The following is a 13,996-nucleotide window of genomic DNA, read 5'->3' as shown; positions in this document are numbered from 1 at the left end:
GCGGGGACCCGCCAGGACGGCGGCTTCCGGCTCCGCCCCTGCCGGGGAGACCCGTTCCGGCCGCCGCCCGAGCCCGGCCCGTTTCCCCGGCGCTCCCGGGTGGGGCCGGTCCGGTTCCCGCCGCGGGGTCGGCCCGTTTCCCCGGCGCTCCCGGGTTGGGTCCCGTCCGGTTCCCGTCGCCCGGTCGGCTCAGACGGCCGGCAGCGCGTACAGCCGCTTCGCGTGCATCACGGCCAGCCGCTTGCCCGCGCCGGCCACGTACCACTGCTGGATGGCGCCGGTCTTGTCGTTGTACGTCCAGCGCAGCTTCCCGGTCGCCGCGTCGAAGGCGTGCACCCCGCCGTCCTCGTCGTGCTCGGTCGCGCCGTACAGCGTGCCGCCCACCTTGGTGAACTGCCACGCCTCCGCCGCCGTGTCCAGGAGGTCCTCGTTGTGCCAGATCTTCTTGCCCGTACCGGGGTCCACCGCCCACATGCCGCGCACGCTGTCGGAGGCGTAGAGCACCCCGTCCAGGACCTGCGGATCGTTGAAGGCGCTGAACTCCTCCGTCGCGAGCGACCAGCGCTCCGTGCCCCCGGCCAGCGCGAACGCCCGCAGCCGCTGCCCGTCCGCCACGATCATCAGGTCCTCGTGAACGGCGAAGCGGCGGTGGTTGGACCTGCCGATCTTCTTCGTCCAGAGCTGCCGGCCCGTCGTCGTGTCGCGGACTGTCACGTTCTCCCGGAAGTCTGTGTACGCGAGGCGCTCGCCGACGACCGCGGCGGTGATGCCGTACTCCTCGGTCCCCTTGTCGCGCTGCTCACGCCAGGCGATCTTGCCGGAGGTGGTGTCGATCGCGGCGATCACGTTGGTCGGCGTCGAGAAGTCCTTCTCCAGGATGCCGGCGAGGACGTAGACGTGACGGTCGTCGGCCGCGATGGGGCGCGGCTGTTCGTACTCCTTGCCCAGGCGACTGCGCCAGGTCTCCTTGCCCGTGGCCGGATCGATGCCCACCACGTCGCCGTCGTACTCGGCGCTGGCGAGGTAGAGCGTCCCGCCGCCGATGATCAGCCGCGCACCGGGGACGGTGATGCCCGGCCGCGACCACCGCTCCTTGCCGCTGACGACGTCACGCCCCACGAGCGGGTCGCCCGACACCACGACCGTGTCCCCGACCACCGTGAGCGCGTGCGTCCCGGCGAGGTCGTCGTTGGCGGCGTTCTGCTGCCACAGCGGCTTCGGCGCGGTGCCCGGTGGTGGAGTGGTGAAGGTGTCACCGCCCTTGTCCCCGCCGGGAGTTGTCGCCCCGCCGCCCGGGACGCCGACCTCTTCCTCGGGGGTGCATCCCCAGGCGCCTGCCCCCAGCACCGTCAATCCGATCCCCGTACCGGCCAGTCTGAGCGCCTGCCGGCGTGACATCGCGTTCCCGTCACGTGTGCCCATGTCGCGTCCCCGTCCCCGTTGCGCCCGGATGTTCCGACGCCCCTCTCGGACGTCTCGAGCGAGGTCAGACTAGCCATCGGTTTTCGGCCGGTGGCCGGGCAGTACGCAACCGGGACGCGGCCGTGAAGCTCCTGTCACACGGGATCAGGGGCATCCGTCGCCCGAGGAGGCACGGAACGGGCGGCCGGTCCGTGCCCGCGCCGCTTCGGCCCGGTGGCCGTCCGCCCGGTGCGCCGGCCCTCGGTCCCGCTGATCCGGCGCCGGGAGCGCGGGTGGCCTTCGCGAAGGTCAGTCACGCGGCCACGGACGGCCGTCGAGCCGCTCGATGTCGCGGTTGAACCGGCTGAGGTGGGTGGCGAAGTCGGCCACCTCGTCGGGCTCCACTCGGCCATGACCTTCTGAAGGCCGCTGATGTTCCTGGCGCGGTCGGCGTCCAGCCGCTGCCGCCCTTCGTCGGTGATGGCGAACTTGCGGGCGATCCCGCCCTCGGGGTTCGGGATGCGCTCGACCACCTCCGCGCGCAGCATCGCGGCGGTCTGATGATGCTGATCGTGTCACCGCTCGGCGCGAAGCTGTCGGCCGCGTACGGCCCCAGAACCACCCTCGCGGTGGGCAGCCTGATCATCGCCCTCGGCTACGGCATCTCCCTGCCGCTCCTCGGCTCCACCTGGGGCCTCTGGTCGTGACCATCGTCGGCAGCACGGGCATCGGCTTCGCGGACGGCGCGATGCCGGCCCTCATCATGGGCGCGGTGCCCCGGTCGGAGACCGCGAGCGCCAACAGCTTCAACACCCTGATGCGCTCGATCGGCAGCTCGGTGTCGGCCGCGGTGACCGGCGTGATCCTGGCCCAAAGACCACGGACTTCGGCGGCTTCGCCCTCCCGTCCGAGGACGGCTTCCGCGCCGCGATGCTGATCGGCTGCGGTGTGGGCGTGGCGGCGGCGGTGGTCGCGTTCCTGATCCCGGCGCGACGGGCGGCGGCCGGGCCGCGGCAGGCCTCGGCTTCCGCGACGACGACGGCGACCGCGACCTTGTCCGCGTTCTCGTCCGAGACCTCGTCCCAGGCGGCGGCCCGAGCCTGACTTTCGCCGACCTGCCGTCGAAGGAACGAGGGCCATGCCGAGCACTGCTGCCCGGCAGGGCCCTCGTGCGTCGGCGCCGCAACTGACGGCAACCGCCTCTCATCGGCGAACCGATCCGACCGCCCTCACGACGGGAGACGACCAGCGGCGCTCGCGACAGCGGACCCCCGCCGGCCGACGGTGTCATCGAAATTCAGGGGACCGGGCGCCGCTTCCTCCGGTACGTTCACTGCTGTTCGAAGGGGGAGAAGTGGCGAAGCTCAATCAGATCATCGCCGTGGAAAAAGGTGTCAAGAGCAAGTCGTTCCAGGACATCACCACGGCTCACCAGCGAGTGCAGAAGGTCGCACTGCTGGCCGGGATCTCGCGCACGTACCAGCCCAAGGACGAGGAGGGCGAGCAACTGCCGCCCGAGTCCACCAGGGTCCAGGTCAAGGCCGAGGACGTGCTCCGCGAGATGTCGGCGTCGCTGACCCGGCTGTTCGACGTGACCGCCACCAAGGACTGGGCCAACTGCTCGGCCCGCGCGGACGTCGTCGTCGACGGGCGGACGATCGTCGCCGAGGCCCCGGTCAGTTACCTGCTCTTCCTGGAGAAGCAACTCGTCGACCTGCACACCTTCGTGAAGAAGCTGCCCGTGCTGGACGCCGCCGAGTCCTGGTCGCTCGACCCGTCGACGGACTGGTGGAAGACGGACCCCGTACGCACGATCCGGACGAAGAAGGTTCCGAGGAACCACGTCAAGGCGGAGGCGACGGACAAGCACCCCGCCCAGGTCGAGGTCTACTACGAGGACGTCCCGATCGGGTACTGGACCACGGTCAAGTTCTCCGGAGCGCTCCCCGCGCGGCGGGTGAACGAACTCCTGGAACGTGTCGAGAAGCTCCAGACCGCGGTCAAGTTCGCCCGCGAGGAGGCCAACAGCGCCGACGTCTCCGACCAGCGGGTCGGCGACGCGGTGTTCGGCTACCTCTTCGGCTGACGGCACACCGGCCGGCGCCCCGAGGCACCGGCCCCACGATCGCCCCCGCGTGCGAGCGCGGGGGTGCGCAACAGGCGCGGGCCGGGAATGAGGACCGGCTCGCGCGATGGGCGCAAGCTGAAACTGAGGTTCAGCCTGACGACACGGTGACAGTGAAGGTTCGAGTCCTTCCCCCGGCACTACGCGCCGGGGTGGCCCAACTTGGCAGAGGCAGCCGTGATCAAACTCAGACTCTCGCTCCAGCTTCAGCATCGCCACCGATCGCCAGATCGACCGGGTACGGACGAACGCCGGCGGATGCGGGTTCGAATCCAGCCTGCACCTCTCACGCGGTGCGGTAGTTCAAAGGAAGAACACGTCGGCCTTATGACTGATCCGTACCCTTAAACGCCACTGGCGTGCGCAATTGGGTGGCATCCCCAGGGACCCGGGAGCTGGATACGACTCCCGGGTTCCGCCACGTTCATGTGCTCGACGTCGAGCTCCCGCCGGACGTATGGAACCTGCGCCAGAGGCCGCAAACTCCACCGGTCCTGCGGCGAGATGTAGCGACTGGTGTGTGCGGAGAGGTTGCGCCTGGAGCTCTCGTTCCTGCTTGTTGCGGTGCATGCGTTGATCACTTGTGATCACTTAGGCGGTCACGGGAAGGGGGGCGGATACGTGACGACAGATGGCAACGTCGTCCTGAGACCTAAGCCGGGGGAGCAACCGCCGTTCGTCGTTCTTACTTCTATGCCCACCGACAAGACCCAGCACCCGTAGTGCGCGCTCTTGATGAAATGGGGTACGGCCCGTGACTCATACGGAAAAGGCGTCGTGGAGCTGTTCCCTGCAGGCGCTTTTCGGGCGCGGCATGTTCGCGGCCGTGGGCGCTCGACGGCACCATGACTGGCGACTGGAGGTCCTCGACGTCATGCATGTGCAGACGGACGATCCGCGTTGCTGGTCGAAGCTCGTCATGGCACCAGGAGGAGGTGATTACGGCACCGGTCGGGAAAACCCGTTCAGTGCCGTCACGCCAAGAGGACTTCAAGTCGGCTTTCCCCGTGTCCAAGAGGGGCGCTGAACAAGTCATGGTCACTCTTCAGGGCGAGTGGTTCCAAGCGGAAGACATTCCTGATTTCGCTGAGCGTGAGGCCGAATTGGCCTCGCACGCGAGAGTGATCCTTGCGAGATTCGGAGAAGACGCGCTGTTCTTCACCAACGCGGCAACGGCGCGACAGAATCCCCATGCCGATATGTACAGTCGAGAGGGTGCCTACGAGGGCTTTACCGGGCATGTGATGGACTGTGGCGTGATCGCTCTCTCCGCCACGGAAGTCGGCGTCTTCTGGGGCTTCACGATCGACTGAGGGTTCCCCCGCACGTTCCCGTCCCGCGCCATGTACTTCGGCCGCGCGACCGCGGAGCGGCACCCAACGGGTCGTCAGGCGCCACGGACAGGCCGTACACCGCTGGCCGGGGCGGGGGAGGCGGCGACGGGGCACCATAGAGACAGCCTGGCGCCCACGAGCTGTGGGTCGCATGCCGGTGCGATCTACGGCACTCCGCGCTCTCCACGTAACTGAACGCTGGTGTGGACGCCACCGAGGTGGCATAGCGCGCTGCCCTGGGGCGGTGCCTCGTGATCCATCCCGCGAATAGGCCGCGGACCCGAGATGCGCCCGCTCGAAGCGGTACACCGCTGCACACGCAAGAAGACCCCGGCCTCAGCGTTTCCGCTGGTGACGGGGTCTTTGGGCACCTCATGCAGGGTGCCCCCGGCAGGATTCGAACCTGCGCACACGGCTCCGGAGGCCGTATGAGATCCGGACAACGCAGCAGGTCACGGCCTACTTGGCGGTCGGTTAGCGATCACTCGTCCACGGATAGTCCACAAGCCGTTATCTGATCCGTGGCTTTGTGGCTCGACTTCCGGACTGCTCAAGCCCTGTCGCGCCTTCGTCAGTGAGCAGGGATACGGCTTCTGCAGCACCTGGCTGAGTGAGCACCTATCCCGCGCGGCACGGGCCGTAGTCGCAGACCTAGGTAGCCATTTGAGCCTCCGCTCAAGTCTGTGATCGTTGTGCAGCTTGAACGGTAGCCACGACATCGGCCCGACTTACGGAGGTCGAAGAAACCGCTGACTGACCGGTGGCAGCGTTGGGCCAGGCGAAGGCAGTACGTGCGGCGAGGGTGGGGGCTGCAGACGCTGTGGTTGCGGCGTCGATGAGGAAGGTGCAGCCCGATGATCGAACATGGCCTCCTGCTTCCGGGGTTCGTTGGGGCAGGTGGCGTTCGTGGACTAGTCGCCCCGGAACGAGACGGCGGTGAGGGGTGACCCAGGGGGTGTCCTCTAGCATGGGGTACCTCAAGAGGGGGAACACCGCTTCGAGTTACACCTGGGGCACGGTGAGTGAACCGCGGTGTTCGCCGGGCAGGTCACCCGCGTAACACTCGGAGCTCTACAGCGGCGCGGACCGGCCGGAAGCCTTGCCTCCGTGGTGTCGTGCGTGATCTCCTGGAGCTCGTTCAGGTCGGCAGGTACGGAGGTTGGGTCGTGGCGAAGGAAGAGGGGGCGAAAAACACCTATGGCGTGCCCTTGGAGCGGAGCGACTACCTCAAGCTGGAACAGCACAGGCACCACTGTGAGCCGGAAGGGTTCAGGAAATGGGTCCAGTCCGGTTTCGGAAAAGGTAAACGTCTGGCTGTTGACCTCTTCTCGGGCGCTGGTGGGCTGAGCCTCGGCCTCGAGCGGGCCGGCTGGACCACCGCTGCAGCCGTGGACTTCGATGAGCGGGCTCGCGAGACTCATGCAGCGAACTTCCCGGGAATGAGTCTTTGTCTCGACCTCGGAGACGACGAACAGCGAGGTGAGTTCGTCCAGCGAATCCTTGACTCCGGAGCCGAGATCGACATCGTGGCGGGAGGCCCTCCCTGTCAGCCGTTCAGTCGCGCCGGACGCAGCAAGATCCGGCACTTGGTCGAATACCACAGCCGTGACCCACACGATATCCGCAAGGAACTGTGGCGTGCCTATGTCGATGTGGTGGAGCGGCTCCATCCGCGTGCCGTCCTCATGGAGAACGTCCCTGACATGGGGCTCGGCGATGATTTCAGTGTGATCCGCATCATCGAAGCAAAGCTCGAGAGTCTTGGGTACGTAACTCAAGTGCGTCTCGTCGACGCATGGAACTATCGCGTTCCGCAGCACAGGAAGCGCCTGATCCTGCTCGCGCGTAGAGACGGTGGCGGCTTTCCGTGGGGTAAGCCGACGAAACAGACCACGCTTCACGATGCCATTGGCGACCTCCCTGCGCTCAATCCCAAGGCTTTGGAGTCGGTGGGCGCCCGAGTTCTCGACTACGACGAGAAGCTGGAGCCGGGGCTTTCTCCCTTCGCTAAGGAGATGCGCAGGAAAGCGGAGGCAGGTGTAATCCATGACCACATGACGAGGCGGGTCCGTACCGACGACTTCAAAATCTTCACCATCATGGATTCCAAAACCCTCTACTCCGAGCTTGACGAGAAGCTGGGAGACGACGAGAAGGAATTCCAGAGGTATGACGCGGAGCAGTTCACGGACAAGTACAAGAAGCTCGACTGGAACGAGTTGAGCCGCACCATCACTGCGCACATTGCCAAGGACGGCTATTGGTACATCCACCCTGAAGAGCCACGAACGCTGACCGTGCGTGAAGCTGCCAGGATTCAGACCTTCCCGGACCGCTTTCGGTTTGCGGGTACTCGAAGTGACGCCTTCCGGCAGATCGGCAATGCCGTTCCCCCGCTGCTGGGCGAAGCCGCAGCCCGAGTCCTCCTGCCGCAAGATGTTCCCGCGGGGGACGAGGCCGCGGATAAGTGGCCGAAGGTACGTGAGGAGCTCACCCGGTGGGCCAAGGAGCAGCGCGCTGGTAAGCAGTGGTACCAGTTCCCCAGCGGCCGGAAGATGAAGCCGCTCGGGGCTCTCGTCATGGCGGTGCTTGCGGGAAGCAAGCTGCACCCGAGGCAACTCGCTAACGTGATGGACGATGTCGCTGGACACAAGGAACTGACTCAGGACGTCTACCTCGAACTCCTAAACGCGGCGCCGACAGCAGCAGTCCGCAAGCGGCTGGAAGCGCGACTCGGTCCTGTTGTTGACAAGGCCGAGGTCTGGGTGAACGCGGACTCGGTCCTTGACCACAGCAACGTGATGGGGCTCAAGCCAGCTGAGCTCGCGTTGTTCAGGCTGTTGGCTGGCGGCGACATCATGCTGGTCACCCAGAGTGCGTTGCGGGTGGCTGCGAGGGTGCAGCAGAACCAGTCACACCTGACCAACCGACTGACCGAAGGGCGGCTCAACCTCATCAAGCTTCTCGGCGCCGGCCGTGACGCGCCTGTGCGCATGGCCGCCATCAGGTTCATCGGTGAGAACCTGTGTCGGGACAAGCAACCCGTTTGCGGAAGCTGCCCGCTGAGCGACTACTGCCCGACCCGCCCGCAGGAGGACGCAGGAAGCGCAGCCACCTTCGATGCGGCGCTGACTGCAGGCTGACAGTGTTCTCTCAGGAGAACGGGGACGCTGTGGCTTTGCGCCAGCCCTCTTCGCATTCCCAGATGCGCACCACGGTCCATCCGGCGTCTGTGTAACGGCAGTCCCAGCCTGTCCCGGGACTGCCGCGCTCACGCCGTCTCGTGGTCGAGGTCGACGGGCACGGGGTGGAATCCATGGCGCAGGGCCTCTTCGTAGACCTCCATCGCCTGTCGGGCTTGGGCCCCGGTGACTCGTCGCCCCTGGGACAGACGCTGCGCGACACGGTCGGCGACCTGCCTGTCCACGGCGCGCAGGACCCGACCTTCGCGTGCCCAGTCTGCAAGAGCCTGCCACTCCTCGCTGGGAATGTCCTCGACGGCAGCTTCGGCCTCGTCGGACTCGGTGCTCTCGGGGGAGGCGATCTCGAAGGGCTCGGCCGTGAGCTCGGCGGCCAGGACATCGGGGAGTGTCCACGGGATGCGGGACACTTCGTCCCAGCAGTCGGGCTTCTTCGCCCACTCCGACACGTGCCGGTCGGCGGAGATCACCGTCTCCATGATCAGGGGACAGAGTTCGTCGAGGGCGTCCCTCAGGGCGTCCGTGGTGCCCTGCTCGTTCCAGATCCTGTCGAGGTCGATCCGCTTCTCGGCGGCGAGCGAGAGCCGGGCGACCGTATAGGTCGTGATCAGCCGTTTGTGGCTGCCAGCCGAGTGTGTACGGGCGATCCGGTCGGCAGCCTGGAAAAGGAGGGCGGTGGCTATGGCGCGCTTACAGTACTGCACGTCCACGACCGGATCGGACTTCTCGATCCGCTCCATGAAGTGGGCGAAGTTCTTCTGGGCGCCGCGGCTCACCCAGTACGGGAGCTGTTCCCAGGAGTGCACGAAGGTGGCAAGGTCGGACTTGCTCAATCTCTGCCGCGTCGGCGTGATCAGCTTGAACTTCCGCTGGGCCGCGCGGGTCTCGTACTCGGCGGACTTGTCGGTGTACTGGCCTCGGGCCCGCTCGTAGAACCATCGCGTCTCCTGGCCGCTGCCGTCGGCAGCAGGAGCCCACAGGCTGCGGGAGACACGCTCGAAGGCGACGTGGAACTCGTGGTTCGAACTGAAGTCGACCAGCGTCACCTTGTTTTGGGTGTTGGAGTACTGGGAGATCTTCGGAACGATCTCGGACAAGTACGCGGGATCGACGATCGTGAGCTTCATCTGGACGTGGACCCCATCCAGGTCCTTCTTGTCACGGGTCAGGACGTGGTGCAGCGAGGCGGTGGTCTGGCCGCCGTTGACGATCTGGAGGCCGGTCATGCTCCTGATGGCGACGGGGCTGCCGGCCTCGTCGGTCTCGAAGTCCACGTCCGAAGCGGTGGCCGTCACACCGTTGTTGTAGGCGAGGAACTTGCCCGGCGCGTTCAGCAGAGTTTCGCGTATGCCCTTGTTGACGGCACCGCGGGCCTGGAGGAATGACCGGACGTTGAGTTCGAGCAGCCGGGTCCGGTGCTCCTTGTACAGCTCGGCCAACTGCCGACCCGGAATCACGGCCAGGACGACCGAGTAGTTCGGCTCCTCGCTGTGAGCCGCAAGGCAGGGAAGGGGATGCGCGAAGGTGACCTTAATGGGCTCGCCGATGCTCCCGGAGGTCTCGTGCCTGTGGAGCCGCGCGAGGTCCCAGAGCTCGTAGGAGACGGGGATTCCCTGGAATTCCGTGGGCTCCGGGGCGCTCGTCGTGCTGACGCGGTTGCTCAGGGCGAAGAGGCGGATCTTCGGAACGTTCGGCAATGCCTTTTCCGCTCCGACGCACATGTCGTGCACGTCGGTGTTGTCCACCTGATGGGGACGGATAGCCCCGTGCTTCCCTAGGAACGCGAACAGTCTGCGGAAGAGCCCGTCGGACTCGGCCTTCGTCAGCTTGCTACTCAACGGGGTCAGGCTGAAGTCCGTGGTGTAGAGGTCGAGGCTGGACCCGTCCCCGGGCAGGCCATAGCCGTAGATTTCCAGTCCCCGGGAGGAGTAGTAGGCGAGTGCTGCGTCGCTGGAGACCCCAGCTTCCTCGAGGATCTCGAACACGTACTGGGTGAAGGTGTTCGGGTTCGACCCGTCGTCAGCGTCCGTCAGCGCCTGGATGTCTGCAACCAGCGCGCGGGAGTACTCGTAGAGATCGTGCTCAGCCATGGGTTCCTCGGATCAGGTCAAGCACTGTCTCGGCGGTCACGCTGTGGGCGGCCAAGGCCGACACGTCGATTGTGTAGGTGCAATTGCCGACCCCGGGCGGCAGTTGGGCCTCGGTGATCCGGGGGAACCCCTTCCCTACAGTCCAGAACTCGCTGCGGCGCAGGGTGTAGCGATCGTGATCGTAGAGGTCACGCTGGTTCGGCAGATAGCCAGCCTGGACCAGCAAGCTCTCGAAGCGCTGGGAAGCGGACGGTGAGGTCAGAAGGGCCCGTATCTCGTCCACCAAGGCGTTCAGACTCATACCGAGCCCCCGCTGCCGGTCGTCGAGGACGACGTGGGCTAGGACGAGGGACGTTGAGTCGGCCGTGTCCAACTGCCGCTCGCTCGCGATCTGGACTGTCTGGGGAGAACGGGCCGTTGTCGCCTTCACCTCCACCGCGGCACCGGGCAGCTGGAAGTCCTGGTTTGTCTGCCGCGGTCCGGTCCAGGAGCTGACAGCTATGCGTTGGTCGACAGCCGGCAGTACGTACTCAAGGAGGAAGTGGAGTTCGCCGAAGAGGCCGCACCGGGCCTGTCGGGACAGACCCTCGCGCGACACGGAGCGTAGGAGCTGCTGCCACCGGACGTAGCGGCGAACTGCCGCCTCTGCCGCCGTCTCGGTTGTCGGTGCGTCCCGCACCACCTCTGCGATGTCGGAGACGAGAGGGGTGAACACCTCCGTGAGTTCGTCGTCGGTGAGCATGACTTGGAGCTCGTAGTGGTTGCCGGACACCGATGACAGGTTCAGCTGCAGACCACGGGTGGCCGGCAGCCCCTGGATCTCCTGGCGTACGGCGTCAGCGGTCCTGGCGTCGGTGCCGAGCAGCAGCATCCGCCGGAGGGCGGGATGCGTCACCGATACGTGGATGTCGTGCGGGGAGTCGGCGTGGAGCCGTCGGGTGGACCTGCCCGGGGTCTGTTGGTGGGCCTCCAGCTCCTGCCACACACTCTCGTCGATCACTCTTCGTCCTCGAAGTCGTCGAACTCCATGTCCTGCTTGAACCAGATGTCGTTCACCACGTACTCGGTCTTCAATTGTTGGTGGGAGAACGGGAAGCTGATGGCGAACCCGACCAGCGGAGCGGGAGGCTCGGGGTTCACCGGAGCGGCCTGTTCGGGGTTCCCGGGAGCGGCTGGCTCCGGGGCCTCCGGCGACTTGGCCACCTCGGCCGGGCTGAGTGGATACAACAGAAGCAATGGCTGGTCAGGCCGGCGCTGGTGACGGAGAGGCCGACCGCGTGGGGTATCGGGGTCGAGCGATTCACCCTTCCTGTTGAGCTTTCCCTTCGCGGCCTCTTTCGTGGCCTCCAGCGCACGCTTCTTCTGCTCGTCGGTCAGGTCGCAGAGTTCGTCGGTGGGGCTGAGTACGCGCTTGATCGTGTAGCGGCCGCGAACGACATCCGAGGCCTTGGAGTGGCCGCGGGTGATGAGGCCGACGGAATGACCTGCAATCCCGACCTCCTTTCCACCGGGCAGTCGGCTGGCGAGGCGGATCGTCCAGTTGCCCAGCTCACCCTGCTTGGCGCACTGGCGTACGTACTCCGCGATGAAGGCTGGCCGCACCCGCTGGGCCTGCCGGTCGGTCACGTAGGAGTCGAGGAACCCCTCGGTGACGACCGAGGCGGAGACGCCGCTCCAGGTGATGCTCCCGCTTCGCTCGTCCACCTTCCCAGAGGAGAGCGCGTCGAGGCGCGCGACGAACGACTCGAGGAGCTCGTAGTTGTTACGAACCGCCTTCTCGGAAAGATCGAAGATGGTCGTCTCGGGAAGCTCACCGGAGTAGCTCAGGCGGACACGCGTGCCCTGCCTCATCTTGTTGGAGGCCGTGATGCCGAGGCCAAGCGACGAGGTCCTGACCTTGAGGCCGTACTCGCGGGGGGTGAGTCCCACCGCGGACATCTCCTCGACGTCACGCCGGAGTTCGTCGGTCGCTGCTGTGATCTCCGCGTACTGGCGCTGCAGGGTACGAGTCGTGTACAGCCGACACAGATCCTCGTAACGGGGGCGGTAGCCGAACCAACGCCCCATCTGCAGCAGGGTGTCGTACGTCTTGGAGGCACGCAGGTAGTAGCTGACCGACAGCCCTTCGAGGGTCAAACCGCGGGAGAGTTTCTCGCCGCCTACGGCGATGACCGACAGGCCGGTCTCCCGGCGCTCGTAGTACTGGAGGGCGTCCTTCGCGGCACCGTTGACGGCCATCACGGTGACCTTCGCGAGGGCGGCGTGGAGGTGGAGTTCGACGTCCTCCCAGTCGAGCCTGTCCCCGTTCATGTCCTCGGTGCAGGGGACGAAGTCCTCATCCCACAGCTGGCGCAGTTCTTCCTCGAGTTCTTCGCGGGCACTGCTGAACCGGTCTTGGAGGACGTCAAAGAGTAGTCGTACGTGGGCGTCGATCTGGTCGCGGACTTGCTGCTGTACGGCGGTGAAGCGGGTGACGTGCACCAGCATGGAGTTGTGGACGGCGACCTGCCCCCGTGCTCGACGTGCCGCGCAGGTCAGGACGAAGGACCGGATGGCGCGCTGCAGCGACTCGGGCAGGAAGTCGGGAACCCGGTGGTAGGACTTGTGCTTGTCGGGCACCCAGAGGTCCGTGTCCTTGATGTGCTTTATGAGCGGCAGCGGCTCGATGTCCTCCTCGTCTCCGTCGGTCTGCAGACCGAAGAGACGCTCGGGACCAAGGTAGTTGGACGGCGCCCGCAGTGTGCGGATGAAACTCTCCGGGAAGAGGTCGGGGCCCAGCTCGTCGTGGTCGGTGTCGGGATTGATGTAGATGTTCGCGAAGGGGGTCGCGGTGTAGCCGACGTAGGAGGCCTTCGTGAAGCTGTTGACCAACCGCCTGATGGCCTTGTTGATCGCCGACGGGTTGGTGTCGGGGTCCTTGGAGGTGTTCACGCCTGCGTTGTCGGCCTCGTCGTCGATCACGAACAAGGGGAGGTCGGGAACGACCATCCGGCCGGTCTCCGGGTCCTCCACGCCGTGGTTGTCGATCACCCAGTCCCGGAGGTTGTCGATGATCCGACGGTTCTTCTTGACGACGAGGACCACCGGAACACTGCCCACCGGTACGTTCGCGGAGACCGCTGTCTTCCGGGCGAAATCCCCCTTCTCATGACTGGTGGTGAGCGACGCGGCCTTCAAACGCTTGCCATGTGACATCGCGCCAACACCGATATGACGATGTGCGTCGTCGTCCGAGCGGAACTGGTACTGGGTGTCGAACCCGAGGAGCCCTTCGTCAATACGGAGCTGAGTCTGGCTGCGCAGGTCGTTGTGGATTCCGGCGAACACCACGATGAGCCGGTAGCCGGCGTCGGCTGCCTTGGCGGCCAGCCCGATGAACTGCCCCGTCTTGCCGGACTGGACTTGCCCGATCACGAGCCCGGTCCGGCGCCAAGTGCCTTCCCGCTGGGGGTCTTCCAGCTCACCGAGAACGTCGTCGGTGCTCTGGTCGAGTCGACGCACGACCTGCGGCGGTAGCTTGGCGACGCTCAGGAGGTAGCGCCGGTATCGGTCCCAGAAGTCCCACTTCCGATCGGCCTTCGCGTCGGCAAGCCAGGGCACGTGTCCCTCGTCGTCCTTCATTGCGGAGGAATCAGCCTGGAACACGGAGGCCCGGGCCTCGAGTACCTTCCGCACCTGGCCCCGCTCCACGGTGATCCCCTGGGCAGCGAGGATGCTGACCGCGGTGTTCACGGCGAAGTCCACCTCGGCGGGCGTTGCCTGGCGGTCACCTGGCAAGAGCATCACCGCGGTCTGCTCGGCCTTCTCGAGGCTGTCTTCGGGGGTGGTGCTCACAGCGACCTCCTG

8 protein-coding genes, 1 tRNA gene and 1 pseudogene are annotated in these 13,996 nt (G+C 66.0%); 4 read left to right on the top strand and 6 right to left on the bottom strand.

Features of this window, described 5'->3' with window-relative positions:
- Positions 1 to 189: 189 nt before the first annotated feature.
- Positions 190 to 1,422: a PQQ-binding-like beta-propeller repeat protein gene (locus tag GLX30_RS12145; RefSeq protein WP_159687237.1), complete on the bottom strand. Its 1,233-nt coding sequence runs from the start codon at positions 1,420 to 1,422 to the stop codon at positions 190 to 192.
- Positions 1,423 to 1,710: 288 nt separating this feature from the next.
- Positions 1,711 to 1,975 (bottom strand): annotated as a pseudogene (locus tag GLX30_RS36185) (MarR family transcriptional regulator); the annotation flags it as partial.
- Between the two features lie 129 nt (positions 1,976 to 2,104).
- Here GLX30_RS36185 and GLX30_RS36180 point away from each other — a divergent pair.
- The 3 genes from GLX30_RS36180 to GLX30_RS12125 all read left to right on the top strand — a co-directional run bounded on the left by GLX30_RS36180 (position 2,105) and on the right by GLX30_RS12125 (position 4,839).
- Positions 2,105 to 2,338 (top strand): hypothetical protein, encoded by a 234-nt coding sequence (locus tag GLX30_RS36180; RefSeq protein ID WP_347879716.1) that lies wholly within the window; start codon positions 2,105 to 2,107, stop codon positions 2,336 to 2,338.
- Between the two features lie 417 nt (positions 2,339 to 2,755).
- Positions 2,756 to 3,487 carry a hypothetical protein gene (locus GLX30_RS12130; protein WP_159687235.1) on the top strand — a complete coding sequence of 244 codons (732 nt, stop codon included), beginning with the start codon at positions 2,756 to 2,758 and terminating at the stop codon, positions 3,485 to 3,487.
- A 1,046-nt stretch (positions 3,488 to 4,533) separates the two neighbouring features.
- On the top strand, positions 4,534 to 4,839 hold the full coding sequence (locus GLX30_RS12125) for a hypothetical protein (protein ID WP_159687233.1): 306 nt from the start codon (positions 4,534 to 4,536) through the stop codon (positions 4,837 to 4,839).
- A 403-nt stretch (positions 4,840 to 5,242) separates the two neighbouring features.
- On the opposite strand, the gene GLX30_RS12120 is transcribed toward GLX30_RS12125, so the two are convergent.
- Positions 5,243 to 5,319: transfer RNA gene (locus GLX30_RS12120), tRNA-Ser, on the bottom strand.
- Positions 5,320 to 6,026: 707 nt separating this feature from the next.
- Here GLX30_RS12120 and GLX30_RS12115 point away from each other — a divergent pair.
- Entirely contained in the window at positions 6,027 to 8,003 is a 1,977-nt protein-coding gene (locus GLX30_RS12115; RefSeq protein ID WP_244258114.1) for a DNA cytosine methyltransferase, read from the top strand.
- Between the two features lie 128 nt (positions 8,004 to 8,131).
- On the opposite strand, the gene GLX30_RS12110 is transcribed toward GLX30_RS12115, so the two are convergent.
- From GLX30_RS12110 to GLX30_RS12100, 3 genes are read right to left on the bottom strand one after another with little or no spacing between them, the layout of a single operon-like run.
- Entirely contained in the window at positions 8,132 to 10,150 is a 2,019-nt protein-coding gene (locus tag GLX30_RS12110; RefSeq protein WP_159687230.1) for an AIPR family protein, read from the bottom strand.
- Positions 10,143 to 11,150: a PD-(D/E)XK motif protein gene (locus GLX30_RS12105; RefSeq protein WP_159687227.1), complete on the bottom strand. Its 1,008-nt coding sequence runs from the start codon at positions 11,148 to 11,150 to the stop codon at positions 10,143 to 10,145. The genes GLX30_RS12110 and GLX30_RS12105 overlap by 8 nt, the downstream gene beginning before the upstream one ends.
- Entirely contained in the window at positions 11,147 to 13,984 is a 2,838-nt protein-coding gene (locus tag GLX30_RS12100; protein WP_159687224.1) for a Z1 domain-containing protein, read from the bottom strand. The genes GLX30_RS12105 and GLX30_RS12100 overlap by 4 nt, the downstream gene beginning before the upstream one ends.
- Positions 13,985 to 13,996: the final 12 nt, after the last annotated feature.

This window comes from Streptomyces sp. Tu 2975, assembly GCF_009832925.1.
Lineage (GTDB): Bacteria > Actinomycetota > Actinomycetes > Streptomycetales > Streptomycetaceae > Streptomyces.
The sequence above is the reverse complement of the archived record's forward strand: the minus strand, read 5'-3'. Positions and strand labels throughout refer to the sequence as shown.

What these genes read in the sequence shown, in the direction of transcription:
- GLX30_RS12145 (WP_159687237.1), bottom strand. Translation starts at nt 1,422, where the DNA reads ATGGGCACACGTGACGGGAACGCGATGTCACGCCGGCAGGCGCTCAGA.
- GLX30_RS12110 (WP_159687230.1), bottom strand. Translation starts at nt 10,150, where the DNA reads ATGGCTGAGCACGATCTCTACGAGTACTCCCGCGCGCTGGTTGCAGAC.